Origin of the sequence: Pseudomonas frederiksbergensis (assembly GCF_003732275.1) — a bacterium.
In the GTDB taxonomy this organism is placed as follows: Bacteria; Pseudomonadota; Gammaproteobacteria; order Pseudomonadales; family Pseudomonadaceae; genus Aquipseudomonas; species Aquipseudomonas frederiksbergensis_H.
In genome coordinates, this window is record NZ_MOBM01000041.1 from 52205 (window position 1) to 71351 (window position 19147).

The 19147-nt window shown below is 59.5% G+C and carries 17 protein-coding genes; 9 read left to right on the plus strand and 8 right to left on the minus strand.

Annotated features, from left to right (window positions below; translation table 11 throughout):
* Positions 1-80: 80 nt before the first annotated feature.
* Positions 81-1316 carry a sterol desaturase family protein gene (locus BK662_RS32255; RefSeq protein ID WP_123360942.1) on the plus strand — a complete coding sequence of 412 codons (1236 nt, stop codon included), beginning with the start codon at positions 81-83 and terminating at the stop codon, positions 1314-1316.
* Here the strand turns inward: BK662_RS32255 and BK662_RS32260 are convergent.
* Positions 1297-1929: a DedA family protein gene (locus BK662_RS32260; RefSeq protein WP_123360943.1), complete on the minus strand. Its 633-nt coding sequence runs from the start codon at positions 1927-1929 to the stop codon at positions 1297-1299. The two genes, BK662_RS32255 and BK662_RS32260, sit on opposite strands and share 20 nt — an antisense overlap.
* 207 nt (positions 1930-2136) lie before the next feature.
* Between BK662_RS32260 and hemB the strand changes: the two genes are divergently transcribed.
* A complete protein-coding gene (gene hemB / locus BK662_RS32265; protein ID WP_123360944.1) occupies positions 2137-3150 on the plus strand; it encodes a porphobilinogen synthase in 1014 nt (337 codons plus the stop codon).
* Between the two features lie 18 nt (positions 3151-3168).
* A complete protein-coding gene (gene ppk1 / locus BK662_RS32270; protein ID WP_123360945.1) occupies positions 3169-5391 on the plus strand; it encodes a polyphosphate kinase 1 in 2223 nt (740 codons plus the stop codon).
* A gap of 186 nt (positions 5392-5577) precedes the next feature.
* On the opposite strand, the gene ppx is transcribed toward ppk1, so the two are convergent.
* The 5 genes from ppx to BK662_RS32300 all read right to left on the minus strand — a co-directional run bounded on the left by ppx (position 5578) and on the right by BK662_RS32300 (position 10133).
* Entirely contained in the window at positions 5578-7080 is a 1503-nt protein-coding gene (ppx, locus tag BK662_RS32280) for an exopolyphosphatase (RefSeq protein WP_123360946.1), read from the minus strand.
* 202 nt (positions 7081-7282) lie between these two features.
* Positions 7283-8020: an amino acid ABC transporter ATP-binding protein gene (locus tag BK662_RS32285; RefSeq protein ID WP_123360947.1), complete on the minus strand. Its 738-nt coding sequence runs from the start codon at positions 8018-8020 to the stop codon at positions 7283-7285.
* Positions 8007-8657 carry an amino acid ABC transporter permease gene (locus BK662_RS32290; RefSeq protein ID WP_123360948.1) on the minus strand — a complete coding sequence of 217 codons (651 nt, stop codon included), beginning with the start codon at positions 8655-8657 and terminating at the stop codon, positions 8007-8009. Before BK662_RS32290 ends, BK662_RS32285 begins: the two co-directional genes overlap by 14 nt.
* Positions 8654-9325: an amino acid ABC transporter permease gene (locus BK662_RS32295; protein ID WP_123360949.1), complete on the minus strand. Its 672-nt coding sequence runs from the start codon at positions 9323-9325 to the stop codon at positions 8654-8656. Before BK662_RS32295 ends, BK662_RS32290 begins: the two co-directional genes overlap by 4 nt.
* Positions 9326-9347: 22 nt before the next feature.
* Entirely contained in the window at positions 9348-10133 is a 786-nt protein-coding gene (locus BK662_RS32300; protein WP_123360950.1) for a transporter substrate-binding domain-containing protein, read from the minus strand.
* A gap of 258 nt (positions 10134-10391) precedes the next feature.
* On the opposite strand from BK662_RS32300, the gene BK662_RS32305 reads away from it, so the two are divergent.
* The 6 genes from BK662_RS32305 to BK662_RS32330 all read left to right on the plus strand — a co-directional run bounded on the left by BK662_RS32305 (position 10392) and on the right by BK662_RS32330 (position 16512).
* Positions 10392-11099, plus strand: a complete 708-nt coding sequence (locus BK662_RS32305) for a FadR/GntR family transcriptional regulator (protein WP_123360951.1) — start codon at positions 10392-10394, stop codon at positions 11097-11099.
* 123 nt (positions 11100-11222) lie between these two features.
* Complete coding sequence (gene trxA / locus BK662_RS32310) at positions 11223-11552, plus strand: thioredoxin TrxA (RefSeq protein WP_007899382.1); 330 nt, start codon at positions 11223-11225, stop codon at positions 11550-11552.
* A 247-nt stretch (positions 11553-11799) separates the two neighbouring features.
* On the plus strand, positions 11800-13059 hold the full coding sequence (gene rho / locus BK662_RS32315) for a transcription termination factor Rho (RefSeq protein ID WP_007899384.1): 1260 nt from the start codon (positions 11800-11802) through the stop codon (positions 13057-13059).
* 142 nt (positions 13060-13201) lie between these two features.
* A complete protein-coding gene (gene ubiD, locus BK662_RS32320) occupies positions 13202-14668 on the plus strand; it encodes a 4-hydroxy-3-polyprenylbenzoate decarboxylase (protein ID WP_007899385.1) in 1467 nt (488 codons plus the stop codon).
* Positions 14668-15636 carry a CDP-6-deoxy-delta-3,4-glucoseen reductase gene (locus BK662_RS32325; RefSeq protein ID WP_123360952.1) on the plus strand — a complete coding sequence of 323 codons (969 nt, stop codon included), beginning with the start codon at positions 14668-14670 and terminating at the stop codon, positions 15634-15636. The genes ubiD and BK662_RS32325 overlap by 1 nt, the downstream gene beginning before the upstream one ends.
* Before the next feature lie 207 nt (positions 15637-15843).
* A complete protein-coding gene (locus tag BK662_RS32330) occupies positions 15844-16512 on the plus strand; it encodes a gamma-glutamylcyclotransferase (RefSeq protein WP_050682219.1) in 669 nt (222 codons plus the stop codon).
* Here the strand turns inward: BK662_RS32330 and glpT are convergent.
* Together glpT and BK662_RS32340 are read right to left on the minus strand one after the other, a co-directional pair.
* On the minus strand, positions 16488-17837 hold the full coding sequence (gene glpT / locus BK662_RS32335; RefSeq protein WP_123360953.1) for a glycerol-3-phosphate transporter: 1350 nt from the start codon (positions 17835-17837) through the stop codon (positions 16488-16490). The two genes, BK662_RS32330 and glpT, sit on opposite strands and share 25 nt — an antisense overlap.
* Before the next feature lie 220 nt (positions 17838-18057).
* A complete protein-coding gene (locus BK662_RS32340; RefSeq protein ID WP_123360954.1) occupies positions 18058-19035 on the minus strand; it encodes an NADPH:quinone oxidoreductase family protein in 978 nt (325 codons plus the stop codon).
* Between the last annotated feature and the right edge of the window lie 112 nt (positions 19036-19147).

Genomic DNA, 19147 nt, shown 5'->3' on the forward strand with positions numbered 1-19147 from the left:
ACTAATTTGTCACTCGTTGCCATAGGGTTAATACGCGGCTACACCTAATCTCTGCTGAACGATTCTGATCAGGGCGCGTCATGGACTTCATTCTGTATGCGGTGCCGTTTTTCTTTGTGCTGATTGCGGTCGAGTTGCTGGCCGATCGTTGGCGCGGGGTGAGCAATTACCGCGTGGCAGATGCGATCAACAGCCTCAGCACCGGCGTGCTGTCGACCACCACGGGCCTGTTGACCAAAGGCGTCGGCCTGGTCACTTATGCCTTCGCCCTGAAGCATCTGGCCGTGATTGAGCTGTCGGCCGACAGTGTCTGGGTCTGGGTGTTCGCTTTCGTCTTCTACGACTTCTGCTACTACTGGCTGCACCGTATGGGTCACGAGCGCAACATCCTCTGGGCCGCCCACTCGGTGCATCATCAGAGTGAGGATTACAACCTCTCCACGGCCTTGCGCCAGACCAGCACCGGGTTTCTGCTGAGCTGGATTTTCTACCTGCCCATGGCCGTGCTCGGCGTGCCGCTGCTGGTGTTTGTCAGCGTTGCGGCGCTGAATCTGCTGTACCAATTCTGGGTGCATACCCGGCACATTCCCAAGCTTGGCTGGTTCGAATGGTTCTTCGTCACGCCGTCCAATCATCGGGCTCACCATGCACAGAACGCTCTTTACATGGATCGCAACTACGGCGGGGTGTTCATTATTTGGGACCGTCTATTCGGCTCGTTCCAGGAAGAGGACGACAACGAACCGGTGATTTTCGGCGTGACCACACCGCTGGCGAGCTGGAATCCGTTGTGGGCGAACGTGCAGTTCTATGTCCAGCTGTGGGATGACGCCCGGCGCGCCGAAAGCGGGTGGGACAAACTGCGGATCTGGTTCATGCGCACCGGTTGGCGGCCGGCGGATGTGGCGGCCAAATATCCGATGAACAAGCCGGACCTGAGCCAATTCCGCAAATTCGAGGTGCCGCTGGACGGGCGTCAGCAGTGGTATGTGACGCTGCAATTCTGTGTCTACATCGCCTTGGGCAGTTACTTGATGAACCTGGAGCAAAGCCTGCCGACCTCGGCCTTGGTGTTGGGCTGGGGCGCTGTGGCACTGGGGTTGGTTGTGTTGGGCGTGGCCCTGGAAAATCGCCCGCAGGCGTTGACGCTGGAGCTGTTGCGGCTGGCATCGAACCTGCCGCTGGTGTGGCTCGCGCCAATGGCCGGGCTATGGCCGGGCAGCGCGGTTGGCTGGGTGGGACTGCTCAGTTACAGCCTGCTCAGCGGAATCGGTCTCTACTGTTGTAGAAACCGCTTCACTCGATGGGCGTCGTAGGTTCGCTGGACTTGGTCTGTTCGGCTTTCAACGCTTGCTCGTCGGCGTAGATTTTCTTCGCCAGACGGGCATTCTTGAAGCGCCGCCGCAGCCACAGGCAAAAGCCCAGTACCAGCAGGGCGCCCAGCACCCACAGCTCATATTTCTTGACGCTGCCCAGCATGCCTTCGAGCACTGCGCCGAAGTGATAGGCGGCGGAAGCCAGCGCGGCGGCCCAGATGGCTGCGCCAATCCCGTTGAGCAGCAGATAACGTCCCGGCGGATAGCCCGACAGACCGATCGCCACCGGCATCACGGTGCGCAGTCCATAGACAAAGCGGAAGCTCAGTACCCAGATGTCCGGGTGCTTGCGGATATGTTCCAGCGCCCGATCACCCATCAGTTGCCAGCGCGGTTTGCGCGCCAGCAATTTGCGCCCGTGCTTGCGCCCCAGGAAGTACCACAGCTGATCGCCGGCATAACTGCCGAGGAACGCCACGAGCATCACCACCTTGATGTCCATGTATCCACGGAACGCAAGGAAGCCCGCGAGCACCAGGATGGTTTCGCCTTCGAAGAACGTGCCGAGAAAGAGGGCGAAGTAGCCGAATTCCTGAAGAAATTGTTGGAGCATTGTCTGGGTGCTGGCGAAATGAACGCGCAGCCTAACCCCTCGGACACATTCAGGAAAGTGTCAAAATGTGTCTCGACGTGAACATTTCCTACAAGGACAATGGAATGCGGCTACCTGTCACAGGGTGCACATAACTGTAATACGTTCGTCATAATGGCCGCTTATAACTGTCACGCTCGCCCGCCAGCGCGGGCTCAGGAGTCTGCCGTGAGCTTTACCCCCGCCAACCGTTTGTTTCCTGCAACCCGCCTGCGTCGTAACCGTCGTGATGATTTCTCGCGTCGACTGGTCCGTGAAAACGTATTGACCGTCGACGATCTGATCCTGCCGGTGTTCGTGCTGGACGGTGAAAACCGTCGCGAAGCGGTGGCCTCTATGCCGGGCGTCGAACGCCTGACCATCGATTTGTTGCTTGAAGAAGCGGCCAAGTGGGTCGAGCTGGGGATTCCGGCGCTGGCATTGTTCCCGGTGACGCCACCGGAGCTCAAATCCCTGGACGCCGCCGAAGCCTGGAACCCCGATGGCATCGCCCAGCGCGCCACCCGAGCCCTGCGTGATCGGTTCCCGGAGTTGGGTGTGATCACCGACGTCGCTCTGGACCCGTTTACCACTCACGGTCAGGACGGCATCCTCGACGAAGAAGGCTACGTGCAGAACGACATTACCGTCGACGCACTGGTTAAACAGGCTTTGTCTCTCGCTGAAGCCGGCGCTCAGGTGGTGGCCCCGTCGGACATGATGGACGGTCGCATTCAGGCGATCCGCGAGGCGCTGGAGCTGGCCGATCACGTCAACGTGCGGATCATGGCTTACTCGGCCAAATACGCCAGCGCCTATTACGGCCCGTTCCGCGATGCGGTGGGCTCGGCGCTGAATCTGGGCAAGGCCAACAAGGCCTCCTATCAGATGGACCCGGCTAACAGCAACGAGGCCCTGCACGAAGTGGCGGCGGACTTGTCAGAAGGCGCGGACATGGTCATGGTCAAACCAGGCATGCCGTATCTGGATATCCTTTACCGGGTCAAAGAAGAATTCAAAGTGCCGACCTTTGTCTATCAGGTCAGCGGCGAATACGCCATGCACATGGCAGCGATCCAGAATGGCTGGTTGAGCGAAGGGGTTATCCTCGAATCCCTGACCGCTTTTAAACGTGCAGGCGCTGATGGCATCCTGACTTACTTTGCCGTCCGTGCTGCTCAATTGTTACGAGAGCAAAAATAGCCCTCCCAGGAACATTCGATGAATACCGAAGGACTCACTGAAGTTGCCGTAAAAGACGCTCAACCTGTGGTGGAGCAAATCGCCGAAACCCCGCCGGAGCTGGAGCCTGCTCCACCCGCGGTGGTGGCCGAGCCCGCTGTGGCGGCGCCAGTGATTGCCATTCCCGGCCTGGATGACAGCAGCCTGTACATCCATCGTGAGCTCTCGCAACTGCAGTTCAACATCCGCGTGCTGGAGCAGGCGCTGGATGAGTCCTACCCATTGCTGGAGCGGCTGAAGTTTCTGCTGATTTTCTCCAGCAACCTGGACGAGTTCTTCGAGATTCGCGTGGCCGGCCTGAAGAAGCAGATCACCTTCGCCCGTGAACAAGCCGGCGCCGATGGCTTGCAACCGCACCAGGCCCTGGCTCGTATCAGCGAGCTGGTGCATGGCCACGTCGATCGCCAATACGCGATCCTCAACGACATTCTGTTGCCGGAACTGGAAAAACATCAGGTCCGCTTCATCCGTCGCCGCTACTGGACCACCAAGCTCAAGACTTGGGTTCGTCGTTATTTCCGCGATGAAATCGCGCCGATCATCACCCCGATCGGCCTCGACCCGACGCACCCGTTTCCGTTGCTGGTGAACAAGAGCCTGAACTTCATCGTCGAGCTCGAAGGCATCGATGCCTTCGGTCGCGACTCCGGTCTGGCGATCATTCCGGCACCGCGTCTGCTGCCGCGGATCATCAAGGTGCCGGAAGAAGTCGGTGGCCCGGGCGACAACTATGTGTTCTTGTCGTCGATGATCCACGCTCACGCCGATGATCTGTTCCAGGGCATGAAGGTCAAGGGCTGCTACCAGTTCCGCCTGACCCGAAACGCCGATCTCGCGGTCGACACCGAAGATGTAGAAGACCTGGCCCGCGCCCTGCGCGGCGAGTTGTTCTCCCGTCGCTACGGTGACGCGGTGCGGCTGGAAGTGGCCGATACCTGCCCGAAACACTTGTCCGATTACCTGCTCAAGCAGTTCAACTTGCACGAGACCGAGCTGTATCAGGTCAATGGCCCGGTCAACCTGACCCGGTTGTTCAGCATCACCGGCCTGGACAGTCATCCGGAGCTGCAATACACCCCGTTTACCCCGCAGATCCCGAAACTGCTGCAAAACAGCGAGAACATTTTCAGCGTGATCAGCAAACAGGACATCCTGTTGCTGCACCCGTTCGAGTCGTTCACCCCGGTGGTCGATTTGCTGCGCCAGGCGGCCAAGGATCCGCACGTGTTGGCGGTTCGTCAGACGTTGTATCGCAGTGGCGCCAACTCCGAGATTGTCGATGCGCTGGTGGACGCTGCGCGCAACGGCAAGGAAGTAACGGCGGTGATCGAATTGCGCGCGCGGTTCGACGAGGAATCCAACCTGCAACTGGCCAGCCGTCTGCAAGCGGCCGGTGCGGTAGTGATTTACGGCGTGGTCGGCTTCAAGACCCACGCCAAGATGATGCTGATTTTGCGCCGCGAGGCTGGCGAGATTGTCCGCTACGCCCATTTGGGTACCGGCAACTACCACGCGGCCAACGCCCGTCTGTACACCGACTACAGCCTGCTGACCTCCGACGATGCCTTGTGCGAAGACGTCGGCAAACTGTTCAGCCAGTTGATCGGCATGGGTAAAACCCTGCGCATGAAGAAACTGCTGCACGCGCCGTTCACGCTGAAAAAAGGCATGCTCGACATGATTGCCCGGGAGACGCAATTCGCTCTCGACGGTAAGCCGGCGCACATCATCGCCAAGTTCAACTCGTTGACCGATCCGAAGGTCATCCGCGCGTTGTACAAGGCCAGTCAGTCCGGGGTGCGTATCGATTTGGTGGTGCGCGGCATGTGCTGCCTGCGCCCGGGCATCGCCGGCGTATCCCACAATATCCACGTGCGCTCGATCATCGGTCGCTTCCTGGAACACACCCGGGTCTTCTACTTCCTCAACGGCGGTGAAGAGCAGATGTTCCTGTCCAGTGCCGACTGGATGGAGCGCAACCTCGACAAGCGCGTCGAGACTTGCTTCCCGGTCGAGGGCAAGAAGCTGATCATGCGGGTCAAGAAAGAGCTGGAGCTCTATCTCACCGACAACACCCATAGTTGGAGCCTGCAGGCGGACGGTCGTTACATCCGCAACACGCCGACCGGCAACCAGAACCCGCGCAGTGCCCAGGCAACCTTGCTTGAGCGCTTGGGCAGCCCGATTCTGGCTGTTCGTTAACGTAGATTCGGTTGATACAAAAAAGGGCGATCCATGTGGGTCGCCCTTTTTTGTTCCCGCCCGAGCGGTGAATGACTTGTGGCGAGGGAGCTTGCTCCCGTTGGACTGCGCAGCAGTCCCCTTTTTTAAAATAGAGAATGGGGCCGCTTCGCAGCCCAGCGGGAGCAAGCTCCCTCGCCACAGGGTTTAGCGGACGTTCAGCACGAAGCTGACGCGGGTCAGCCACTCGGCTTCCAGGGCGAAGTCGGCCTGGGTCAACTGGTTGTCGTCCAGCCAGTGTTCCGGGAACAACACATCCAGGCTGTCGCCGTTGGCGTGCAGCACGACTTGTGGCATTTCCTGGGTGCCGCGAATGTGATGGAACAGAATCGCAAAGCGCAGCAGCACGCACAGGCGAATCAGCTTGATGCCGTCGTCGCCGAAGTCGGCGAACTTGTCCTTGGGAATGTTGCGTCGGTGACCCCGCACCAGTAGCGCGAGCATTTGCTGGTCTTCGCGGGAGAATCCGGCGAGGTCCGAGTGCTCGATCAGGTAGGCGCCGTGCTTGTGATACTGATAGTGGGCGATGTCCAGGCCCACTTCATGGACCTTGGCCGCCCAGCCCAGCAGTTCGCGCCAGACGCCGTCATTCAGGTCCCAGTCTTCAGCCACTTGATCGAAGGCGTGCAGTGCCTTGCGTTCGACTCGTATAGCTTGTTCCAGGTCGACGTGGTAACGCTCCATCAGCGAGCTGAGCGTGCGTTCACGGACGTCTTCGTGATGATGACGACCCAGCAGGTCATAGAGCACGCCTTCGCGCAGGGCGCCTTCACAGTGATCCATGCGTCGCAGTTCAAGGGAGTCGAAGATCGCTTCGAGAATCGCCAACCCGGCGGGGAAGATCGCCCGGCGGTCGGGCTTGATGCCTTCGAAGTCGATTTTCTCGACATCGCCGAGTTTGAACAACTTGCGCTTGAGCCAGGCCAGGCCTTCGGCATTCACTTCGCCCGTGCCATGCCCGCCGGCCTTCAGCGCCAGGCCAATGGCGCGAATGGTACCCGAGGAGCCGATGGCTTCATCCCAGGTCAGGCGGTGCAGGGCGTGTTCGATGCTCATGATCTCCAGCCGCGCCGCGGTATACGCCTGGGCGTAGCGGGCCGGGGTGATCTTGCCATCCTTGAAATAGCGCTGGGTGAAGCTGACGCAACCCATTTGCAGGCTTTCGCGCAGCAGCGGTTCGAAGCGCTGGCCGATGATGAATTCAGTACTGCCGCCGCCGATGTCGGCCACCAGGCGCTTGCCCGGCGTGTCGGCAAGGGTGTGGGAGACACCGAGGTAAATCAGACGCGCTTCTTCGCGGCCGGAGATGACTTCTACCGGATGGCCAAGAATTTCTTCGGCGCGACGGATGAATTCGGCGCGGTTACGGGCTTCGCGCAGGGCGTTGGTGCCGACGATCCGCACGGTGCCGGGCGGCATACCGCTGATCAGTTGGGCGAAACGCTTCAGGCAATCGAGCCCGCGCTGCATGGATTCTTCGCTGAGTTGACGCTCTTCGTCGATGCCAGCGGCCAGCTGAACCTTCTCCCCGAGACGTTCGAGAATCCGGATTTCGCCGTTCTGGGCCTTGGCCACGACCATGTGAAAGCTGTTGGAGCCCAGGTCGATTGCGGCGATCAGGGACAGATTCTTGGCTTGGGATTGCGGCATGGTCAGGGGGTCTCGGTCGATAACCTCGACATCCTGCCACGATCAAACGCTGCCGCCAACGCGTAGGTGACCGCTTTGCGGTCAATCGCGAGCAGGCTCGCTCCCACAGGATTCCATGTTGCCTTCAATCTTGCGGCTGACACGGAACCAATGTGGGAGCGAGCCTGCTCGCGATGACGGTCTCAAAGACGCGGCGCATCCTTCAGCCTGCCGCTTCCACCGTCCCAATGAAATTCGCCAGCTCCGCCGTCTGCGGGTTGGCAAACAACACCTTCGGATCCCCCACCTCATGCACCTTGCCATGGTGCATGAACACCAATTTGTCCCCCACCTCGCGGGCAAAGCGCATTTCATGGGTGACCATGATCAGTGTCATGCCTTCCTTGGCCAGTTGCCGGACCACGCTCAGCACTTCGTTGACCAGTTCCGGATCCAGCGCCGAGGTGATCTCGTCGCATAGCAAGACTTTCGGCGACATCGCCAAGGCACGAGCAATCGCCACTCGCTGTTGCTGGCCGCCAGACAGTCGATCCGGGAATGCATCAAATTTCTCCCCCAACCCGACCCGTTCCAGCATCTTCCGCGCCAGTTCGGCGGCTTTGGCTTTCGGCACTTTCTGCACCACTTGCGGCGCGAGCATGACGTTTTCGCCCACGGTCAGGTGCGGGAACAGATTGAACTGCTGGAACACCATCCCGACTTTCTGCCGCAGGCTGCGCAGGTCGGCGCGGGCGGCGTCGAGGTATTCGCCGTCGACTTCGATCACGCCGTCATTGATCGACTCCAGACCATTGAGGGTGCGCAACAAGGTGGATTTGCCCGAGCCGCTGCGACCGATGATCGCCACCACCTGGCCTTCGTCGACACTCAGGTCGATGCCTTTGAGCACATGGTGGTCGCCGTAATATTTATGCAGGGCGGAAATTCTAAGCAGAGGCATGCAGTCTCCTTTCCAGGTAGCGCGCACTGAGGGACAAGGGGTAGCAGAGCAGGAAGTAACCGAGCGCCACCAGGCCGTAGACCATGAAGGGCTCGAAGGTCGCGTTGGCGAGCATGCCGCCGGTCTTGGTCAGTTCGGTAAAGCCGATGATCGAGGTGACGGCGGTGCCTTTGACCACTTGCACCGAGAAACCCACGGTCGGCGCCACGGCGATGCGCAGGGCTTGCGGCAGGATCACGTAACGCAATTGCTCCAGCGGGTTGAGTGCCAGGCTCGACGAGGCTTCCCACTGGCCATTGGGGATCGAATCGACACAACCGCGCCAGATCTCCGCCAGGTAAGCGCTGGTGAACAGCGTCAAGGCAATCGCCGCGGCCATCCACGGCGAAATCTCTATACCGGCCAACGCCACACCGAAGAACACCAGAAACAGCTGCATCAATAGCGGCGTGCCCTGGAACAGTTCGATGTAGGTGCGGGCGAAGTTGCTGGGCAGGGATTTTTTTGAAATCCGCATCACCATGATCAGCAAACCGATCAGCCCACCGCCGATAAACGCCACCAGCGACAATGCCAGGGTCCATTGCAGGCCCGTGAGCAGGTTGCGCAGGATGTCCCAGAAGGTGAAATCGCTCATTGGCTGCTGCTCCTTGCTATGTAGCGCCGGCCGATCCAGTTCAGTAGTTGGCGGATCAGCAGTGCCATGCACAGGTAGATCAGTGTGGTCAGGGCATAGGTTTCAAAGGCGCGGAAGTTGCGCGATTGAATGAAGTTGGCGGCGAAACTCAGCTCTTCGGTGGCGATCTGCGAACAGACCGCCGAGCCGAGCATGACGATGATGATCTGGCTGCTCAGGGCCGGCCAGACCTTGCCCAGCGCCGGCAACAGAATCACGTGGCGGAAGGCTTCGAAGCGGGTCATTGCCAGGGCGGCTGCGGCTTCCAGCTGCCCGCGGGGGATCGCTTGAATGCCGGCGCGGATGATCTCGGTCGAATAGGCGCCAAGGTTGATCACCATCGCCAGCACCGCCGCCTGCCATTCGGAAATCTGCAGGCCCAGCGACGGCAAACCGAAGAAGATGAAAAACAACTGCACCAGGAATGGCGTGTTGCGGATCAACTCGACGTAAACCCCGAAAATGCCGGCGAACGGGCGGATGTTCCACGCCCGCACCAGCGCCCCGACGATACCCAGACTGACCCCGAGCACCGCGCCAATGGCCGTCAACTCAAGGGTGAACAGCGCACCGCGCAGCAGCAGGTCGGTGTTTTCCACCACCGGCAAGAAATCGAACTGATAAGCCATAAATCGTCTCCCGCGCGAACGATCAGAGATCGGCCGGCAGTGGCTCTTTCAGCCAGGTTTGCGAATTCTTTTCCAGCGCACCGTCAGCCTTGGCCGTGGTGAGGATGTCGTTGACCTTGCCCAGCAGCGCCGGCTCGTTCTTGTTCACGCCGACGTAAACCGGCGAATCCTTGAGCTTCACTTTCAGAGCCGGCACGCGTTTCGGGTTTTTCTCGCTGATCGCCACCATCACCACGTTGCCACTGGCGATCAGGTCGACCTGCCCTGCGAGGTAGGCGGCGATGGTCGAGTTGTTGTCTTCGAAGCGTTTGATGGTCGCGCCTTCGGGGGCGACTTTGGTCAACTCGATGTCTTCAATGGCGCCACGGGTGACGCTGATGGTTTTGCCCTTGAGATCGTCCAGGCCCTTGATGGCGGCGTCTGGCGGACCGAACACGGCGAGGTAGAACGGTGCGTAGGCACGGGAGAAGTCGATGACTTTTTCGCGCTCAGGGTTCTTGCCGAGGCTGGAAATCACCAGGTCGACTTTGCCGGTGGTCAGGAATGGAATGCGGTTGGTGCTGTTGACCGGGGTCAGCTCGAGTTTGACCTTGAGTTGGTCGGCCAGCAGTTTGGCGGTGTCGATATCGAGGCCGCGAGGTTTCATGTCCGGGCCGACCGAACCGAACGGCGGGAAGTCCTGGGGCACGGCGACTTTGAGGGTGCCGCGCTTGACCACATCCTCCAGACTATCGGCGTGGGCGGGTGCCTGGCTCAGCATCAGGCTGGCAAACAGGGCTGCGAGGAGGGCGCTGTAACGCTGGGTCATGGCAAATCTCCGGATCGGCGGGAAGTGATTTCTGCGGATCGACAGAGCACGGGTCATGCCAAGATTGGTTTTTGGGAGCCGCAGGCCACGGTTTTGCTGGTGTCGTTCGGTCTTACTGGTCTGAACAGTTGGGTGGCATTTCGCACCCTGATGGCGCACCCGTGAAAATTCCCGAACCCCCATGGGGCACGACTTGCCGGACGTCGCGAATAGCTTTACAACTAGCCGCTCATTGGCCTGGCTCGTCTGAAAAAAACCATGAACTCGATCTCCCGCGCCGTACCTGAAGTGGCGCTGCAAGCCATACGCAAACTGATCACCGAGCAAGGTTTCGGGGCGGGGGATGCCTTGCCCTCGCAACGGGATCTGGCGGTGCAATTGGGGGTCAGTCGGGCGTCGTTGCGTGAGGCGTTATCGTCCCTGAGTGCGCTGGGCGTGATCAGTATCCAGCCGGGCAAGGGCGTGTTCGTGCAGTCACCGGTCGATCTGCCCCGGGGCGATGCGGCGCCGGGCTGGCCGTTCGCGGCTCAGGCATCGCCGCTGGACATCTTTCAGTTGCGCTATGCGCTGGAAGGTTTTGCCGCCGGGTTGGCGGCCGTGACCCTGAGTACCGATGAGCTCGATGCCCTGGAAGACAATGTCGCCGCCATGCGCAACGAACTGCGTGCCGCCGACTTCGAGGCGGCGGCGCGACTGGATTTCGAGTTTCACCGGCGCATTCTTCTCGCCAGCGGCAATCAGGCGATGCTGAGCATCCTTACAGCCAGCGCCGACATCTTCCTGGAGAGCCAGAAGCTACCGTTCATCCGGGCCGAACGGGCCATGGAAACCTGGCAGGAACACCGTAAAATCCTCCGCGCGCTGGCTCGACGGGCCTCTGGTGCCGCGCAGAAGGCGATGCAGGAGCATGTGCGCAACGCCGCCCTGCGTACCGGAATTGCGTTCGTCGCTCCCGCCACCTCATGACTTGAGCTATACCCAAACTCATGGGCCACCATAGCGAGACTCAATCATCTGCGGCTTCCTGAACACGGGAAGGGCGGCTATGATGGGCCACGTTTTTTTATTGCTTACAACCCGGAGACATCCATGAGCAGCGATCTTATCAAGCACGTCACCGACGCTAACTTCGAAGAAGAAGTACTGAAGGCTGCTGGCCCTGTGCTTGTTGACTACTGGGCTGAGTGGTGCGGCCCTTGCAAAATGATCGCCCCGGTTTTGGACGAGATCGCTGGCACCTACGCTGGCAAGCTGACCGTTGCCAAGCTGAACATCGACGAAAACCAGGAAACCCCGGCCAAGCACGGCGTACGTGGTATCCCGACGCTGATGCTGTTCAAGAACGGCAACGTCGAAGCCACCAAGGTCGGCGCGCTGTCGAAGTCGCAACTGGCTGCTTTCCTCGACGCCAACATCTAAGCGTTGTTATAAAGTGTCATGAAAAGGCCCCGCATAATGCGGGGCCTTTTCGTTATTGAGGGCTAGACGCTCCGAAACTCAGGTGGTACATTCGGCCCCGCACTGGTTTCTCCACTGCCCCCTGCTAGCCGTCGCCGACGCACTCCTTTTCGAATAAGTACGCGATCCTGTCGCCTTCTCTGCGGCGCGGCCTCATTAAGCCAAAAGCTTAATTTCCCCCCTCCATAAATGATTACGTCATTCCTATATGAATCTGACTGAACTCAAGCAAAAGCCGATTACCGAACTGCTCGAATTGGCCGAACAGATGGGCATAGAAAATATGGCCCGTTCGCGCAAGCAGGACGTGATTTTCTCCCTGCTCAAAAAGCACGCTAAAAGCGGCGAGGAAATCTCCGGTGATGGCGTGCTGGAGATTCTCCAGGACGGCTTCGGCTTCCTGCGCTCCGCTGACGCTTCCTATCTCGCCGGCCCAGACGATATCTACGTCTCGCCGAGCCAGATCCGCCGCTTCAACTTGCGCACCGGTGACACCATCGTTGGCAAGATTCGCCCTCCAAAGGAAGGCGAGCGGTATTTCGCGCTGCTCAAGGTCGACACGATCAACTACGATCGTCCCGAGAACGCGAAAAACAAGATTCTCTTCGAGAACCTGACCCCGCTGTTCCCGACCGTGCGCATGAAGATGGAAGCCGGCAACGGTTCCACCGAAGACTTGACCGGTCGTGTCATCGACCTGTGCGCCCCGATCGGCAAAGGCCAGCGCGGCCTGATCGTTGCACCGCCGAAAGCCGGTAAAACAATCATGCTGCAGAACATCGCGGCGAACATCGCACGTAACAATCCTGAAGTTCATCTGATCGTATTGCTGATCGACGAACGTCCGGAAGAAGTGACCGAAATGCAGCGCACCGTGCGCGGCGAAGTGGTTGCCTCGACGTTCGACGAGCCGCCAACCCGCCACGTGCAGGTTGCCGAAATGGTGATCGAGAAGGCCAAGCGCCTGGTCGAACACAAAAAGGACGTGGTGATCCTGCTCGACTCCATCACCCGTCTGGCGCGTGCCTACAACACCGTGATCCCGAGCTCCGGCAAGGTGCTGACCGGTGGTGTCGATGCCCATGCCCTGGAGAAACCGAAACGTTTCTTCGGCGCTGCACGGAACATCGAAGAAGGCGGCTCGCTGACCATCATCGCTACCGCGCTGGTTGAAACCGGCTCGAAGATGGACGAAGTGATCTACGAAGAATTCAAAGGCACGGGCAACATGGAACTGCCTCTGGATCGCAAGATCGCCGAAAAGCGCGTGTTCCCGGCCATCAACATCAACCGTTCCGGTACTCGCCGCGAAGAGTTGCTGACGGCCGACGACGAACTGCAGCGTATGTGGATCCTGCGCAAGCTGCTGCACCCGATGGATGAAGTCTCTGCCATCGAGTTCCTGGTCGACAAGCTGAAGCAGACCAAGACCAACGACGAGTTCTTCCTGTCGATGAAACGCAAGTAAATCGCAGAAAGTCAGCAGAAGCCGGGGAAACCCGGCTTTTTGCTATCTGATTTTTGATGAACCGGCAGTTCGTGGTTCTGAATAGAGGGGTTCGGCGCTAAACTGCCTGCCCCGAACGCCACGGCCAACACGAGGCTCACGCATGCAGTATCGCGACTTGCGCGACTTTATCAGCGGCCTGGAAAAGCGCGGCGAACTCAAGCGCATCCAGGTTCCAGTGTCCCCAGTGCTCGAAATGACCGAGGTCTGCGATCGCACGTTGCGCGCCAAGGGCCCGGCGCTGCTTTTCGAAAACCCTACCGGTTATGACATTCCAGTACTCGGCAACCTGTTCGGCACCCCCGAGCGCGTGGCACTGGGCATGGGCGCAGAAGCGGTCAGCGAGCTGCGCGAGATCGGCAAGTTGCTGGCGTTCCTCAAAGAGCCCGAGCCGCCGAAGGGCCTGAAAGACGCCTGGTCCAAGTTGCCGATCTTCCGCAAGATCATTGCCATGGCGCCGAAAGTCGTCAAAGACGCGGTGTGCCAGGAAGTGGTCATCGAAGGCGACGATGTCGATCTGGCGATGTTGCCGGTACAGACCTGCTGGCCGGGCGACGTCGGCCCGCTGATCACTTGGGGCCTGACCGTTACCAAAGGTCCGAACAAGGATCGCCAGAACCTCGGTATCTACCGTCAGCAAGTGATCGGCCGCAACAAGGTGATCATGCGCTGGTTGAGCCACCGTGGCGGCGCGCTGGACTACCGTGAATGGTGCGAGAAACACCCCGGCCAGCCGTTCCCGGTGTCTGTGGCCCTGGGCGCTGACCCGGCAACCATTCTTGGCGCCGTGACGCCGGTGCCGGACAGCCTCTCCGAATACGCTTTCGCCGGTCTGTTGCGCGGCAATCGCACCGAACTGGTGAAGTGCCGCGGCAACGACCTGCAAGTACCGGCCACCGCCGAGATCATCCTCGAAGGCGTGATCCATCCGGGCGAAATGGCCGATGAAGGTCCATATGGCGACCACACCGGCTACTACAACGAAGTCGACAGCTTCCCGGTGTTCACCGTCGAGCGCATCACCCACCGGATCAAACCGATCTACCACAGCACCTACACCGGCCGTCCACCGGATGAGCCGGCGATTCTCGGCGTGGCGCTGAACGAAGTGTTCGTGCCGATCCTGCAAAAGCAGTTTCCGGAGATCACCGACTTCTACCTGCCGCCCGAAGGCTGTTCGTACCGCATGGCCATCGTGACCATGAAGAAGTCGTATCCTGGGCATGCCAAGCGGGTAATGCTCGGTGTCTGGTCGTTTTTGCGACAGTTCATGTACACCAAGTTCGTTATCGTCACTGACGACGATATCAACGCACGGGACTGGAACGACGTGATCTGGGCCATCACCACGCGCATGGACCCCAAGCGTGACACGGTGATGATCGACAACACGCCGATCGACTACCTGGACTTCGCCTCGCCGGTCTCCGGCCTGGGTTCGAAGATGGGGCTCGATGCCACGCATAAATGGCCGGGCGAAACCACTCGCGAGTGGGGCCGGGTCATCGTCAAGGATGAAGCCGTTACCCAACGGATCGATGCCATCTGGAATCAGTTAGGAATAGATTGATGCGTGTAACCTTGCAGCCCTCCGGAGCAGTGCTAGAGATTCTGCCCGGCGAGCGGATTCTCGATGGCGCGCGGCGCCTGGGCTATGAATGTCCGCAAAGCTGTCGCAACGGCAATTGCCATGTGTGCGGCGCGTTGCTGGTGGAAGGGCGGGTCGAACAAGCCGGCGATGTGCGCGACCATGGCGAGTTCTACACTTGCATTGCAGAGCCGCTGGAAGACTGCATCGTGCTGTGGGATGGCGTGCTCGCGCTGGGAGAATTGCCGGTGCGCAGCGTGTCGTGTCAGGTCATTGAATGCAGGGAGGTCGGCGGCGATACCTGGCGCGTGCGCCTGCGTGCGCCGGCGGGCAAGCCGCCGCGCTATCACGCCGGTCAGTACCTGATGATCGAGCGTGAGAACGGCGAGAAATCCGCCTTCTCCCTGGCCTCTGCACCGCATTCCGGCCGCGACCTGGAAATTCATGTACTGGCGCGCGAAAGCAGTGCGCTGAGCCTGATCGAACAGCTTCAGCGCAACTCGATGGTGCGCATCGAGATGCCATTCGGCGACACCCATCTGGCGGAATTGCCGGACGGTCCACTGGTACTGATTGCTGCCGGTACCGGCATGGGCCAGATCCACAGCCTGATCGAACATTGCCGGGCCACGGGTTTCAAGCATCCGGTGCATCTGTATTGGGGCGTGCGTCGTCCCGAAGACTTTTATGACATTGAGCATTGGGACGAATGGTTGAAGTTGCCCAATCTGTTCCTGCATAAAGTCGTCAGCGATCAATGCGGCTGGGGAGGGCGCTGCGGCATGTTGCATGAAGCGGTGTGTGAAGATTTCCCTGATCTGAAAGCCCTGCACGTCTACGCCAGCGGCTCTCCGGCGATGGTCTATGGCACGCTGGATGCGCTGGTCGAAGCGGGGATGGATGCCCATCAAATGCGCGCGGATGTTTTCGCTTACGCGCCCCGATCTTGATCCCCGATTTTAAATCGTTATAACTCCCCATATAGCCGATCGGTATTTATAGATTTATATAAATACCGGTAGGTTATATCTCATCAGGCAATAAGTTTTAGAGCGCCGCCATGGCACTTAAATTGCCTTAAAACATGTGCCTTATTGTTACAGCGGTGCGTTCTATTAAGTAATTCTTTACCCGCGGGGAGCTGAACGCTATTCGCCATGAGCGCCATTGAATCTGCTTTTTTGAATCTGGCTTACCCTCCGCGGCTCGATCTGGGGCCGCAGCTCACGCACGAACAATTACTCGGCTCGATGCAGTCGACCATGGCGCGCCACAAGGGTGGGCCGGTCTGGCTGTTCGCTTATGGTTCGCTGATCTGGCGCCCTGAATGTGCGGCGGTTGAGCGAGTGCGCGGTCGCGTGCATGGCTATCATCGCGGTTTATACCTGTGGTCCCACGAACATCGCGGTACGCCGGAAGTGCCCGGGCTGGTGTTTGGGCTGGATCGCGGCGGCTCGTGCAGCGGGTTCGCTTATCGTTTACCCGAAGAACAACTCGAAGCTTCGCTTTATGCGCTCTGGCAGCGTGAAATGCCATTCCCGTCCTATCGCCCACATTGGCTCAACTGCCGTCTCGAGGACGGAAGCCAGGTTCAGGCATTGGGATTTGTATTGGAACGGCACCTGCCCAGTTATGCCGGCAACTTGCCGGATCATGTGCTGAGCCAGGTATTTGAAAGCGCTTGCGGGCGGTATGGCACCACTCGCGAATATGTCGAACAGACTGCGCACGCCCTGCGTAGCCACGCCATGCCAGACCGGAATCTGGAGGCGCGGCTCAAACGCTGTAAATCAAAGGCCGATCAGGCGATCGCTTCGCGGCTCTGACTGGCGACGTTCTTGTGACCCAGAGTGGGAGCAAGGAACGCCATCGCCAGCAGGCAGGCGACGACCAGCAGGATGAAGCCGCCATCCCAGCCGAAATAGTCCACCGTGTAGCCCATCAGGGCACTGGCCGCGACTGAACCACCCAGATAACCAAACAGACCGGTGAAGCCGGCAGCCGTACCCGCCGCTTTCTTGGGCACCAGTTCCAGCGCCTGCAGACCCACCAGCATCACCGGACCGTAGATCAGGAAGCCGATCGCGAACAGCGAGATCATGTCGACCATCGGGTTACCCGGCGGATTCAGCCAGTAAACGATCGTTGCAACGGTCACCAATGCCATGAACACCATGCCCGTCAGGCCACGGTTGCCCCGGAAGATCTTGTCCGACATCCAGCCGCACAGCAGCGTGCCGGGAATGCCTGCCCACTCGTACAGGAAGTAAGCCCAGGACGTCTTGTCGAAGTCGAAGTGCTTGACCTCTTTAAGGTAGGTCGGCGCCCAATCCAGAATGCCGTAGCGCAACAAGTAGACGAAGACGTTGGCCAACGCGATGAACCAGAGCATTTTGTTGCGCAGCACGTATTTGACGAAGATGTCCTTGGCGCTGAATTCTTGTTCGTGGCTGGCGTCGTAGCCTTCCGGGTAATCGTTCTTGTATTTCTCGATGGGCGGGAGGCCCGTCGATTGCGGGGTATCGCGCATGACAATGAAGGCAAATACAGCGACCAGCAACGCCACCGCTGCCGGTACATAGAACTTGCTGTGCCAGTCGTTGAACCAACCCATGCCGAGGATCGCCAGCGGGCCGATCAAGCCGCCGCCGACGTTATGCGCGGTGTTCCATACCGAAACCACACCGCCGCGTTCTTTCTGCGACCACCAATGCACCATGGTTCGCCCGCTCGGTGGCCAACCCATGCCTTGCGCCCAGCCGTTGATGAACAACAGGATGAACATCATGGTCACGCTGGACGTCGCCCAGGGTGCGAAACCGAAAACGAACATCACCCCGGCGGACACTATCAGGCCAAAGGGCAGGAAATAACGAGGGTTGGAGCGGTCGGACACGATGCCCATCAAAAACTTGGAAAGACCGTAGGCGATCGCAATCGCCGACATCGCCACCCCGAGTTGGCCTTTTGTATAGCCTTGGGCGATCAGATCCGGGAATGCCAGGGTGAAGTTCTTGCGCAGCAGGTAGTAACCCGCATACCCAATGAAAATCCCGGCGAAGATCTGCCAGCGAAGGCGTCGGTAGGTGCTGTCTATTTTTTCTTCAGGCAATGGAGCCTGATGAGCGGCAGGACGAAAGAAAGCAAACATTCAAGAGCTCCAGATTTCTTGTTTTGACTGCGGATGCGAATGTTACAGTTTCGTTACCGAAAATAGCACCGGTTCGCATCGGCCAAACAGGGGAAATGTTGGAGATCGCATGTTCTTTTATGAACATGTCGCTCAGGTATAAATGCAGGGCGGTATGGGGATGGCGGAACCGGGTCGCAGGGTTGCGACCCGGTATAGGTAAAACAGGTCAGGTAAACAATCAGCGAACCTGAACCACCACTTTCCCGACCGCCTTGCGCTGGCCAAGATCATTGATGGCCTGCGCCGCGTTGCTCAGGGGATAAACCTGAGACACCAGCGGCTTCAACTTGCCTTCGGCAAACCAGCCAAACAGTTGCTGGAAGTTCGCCGCGTTGTCCTGTGGTTGGCGTTGGGCGAAGGAGCCCCAGAACACGCCGACCACCGCGGCACCTTTGAGCAGCGCCAGATTCACTGGCAGCTCAGGGATTCGTCCGCTGGCGAAACCGACTACCAAAAGGCGGCCGTTCCAGGCGATGGCACGGATCGCCTGGTCGAACAGGTCGCCGCCCACCGGATCGTAGATCACGTCGGCGCCCTGGCCGTCGGTCAGGCGTTTGATCTCGTCCTTGAGGCTGGTTTCGCTGTAGTTGATCAACTCATCGGCGCCGGCGGCCTTGGCCACGGCGAGTTTTTCCGCGCTGCTGGCGGCGGCGATCACCCGGGCGCCCATGGCTTTGCCGATTTCCACCGCGGCGAGGCCGACGCCACCGGAAGCGCCGAGCACCAGCAAGGTTTCACCGGGTTGCAGGTTGCCCCGTTGCTTGAGGGCGTGCATCGAAGTGCCGTAGGTCATGCTGAATGCGGCGGCGGTGTTGAAGTCCATCGAGGGCGGGATCGGCAACACGTTGTAGCCCGGCACCGCGACCTGCTCGGCAAAGCTGCCCCAGCCAGTGAGGGCCATGACCCGGTCACCGATCTTGAGGTGGCTGACCTTTTCGCCCACCGCGCTGACCACCCCGGCCGCTTCGCCACCCGGTGAAAACGGAAAGGGCGGTTTGAACTGGTATTTACCCTCGATGATCAACGTGTCCGGGAAATTCACCCCGGCCGCATGCACGTCCAGCAGGATTTCGTTCTTCTTCGCGACAGGACTGGCGACGTCTTCCAGCACCAGCGATTCGGCAGGGCCGAAGGCTTTGCACAGCACGGCTTTCATCAGGGCTATTCCTTTGGGAGTGATGGCCGATAAGTGTAGGTGTGAGAGTCATTGGGTCAACGAGCATGCCCGACCCTGATAGTCAGCCATAAGCTTGTGCTTGAGCGGCGGG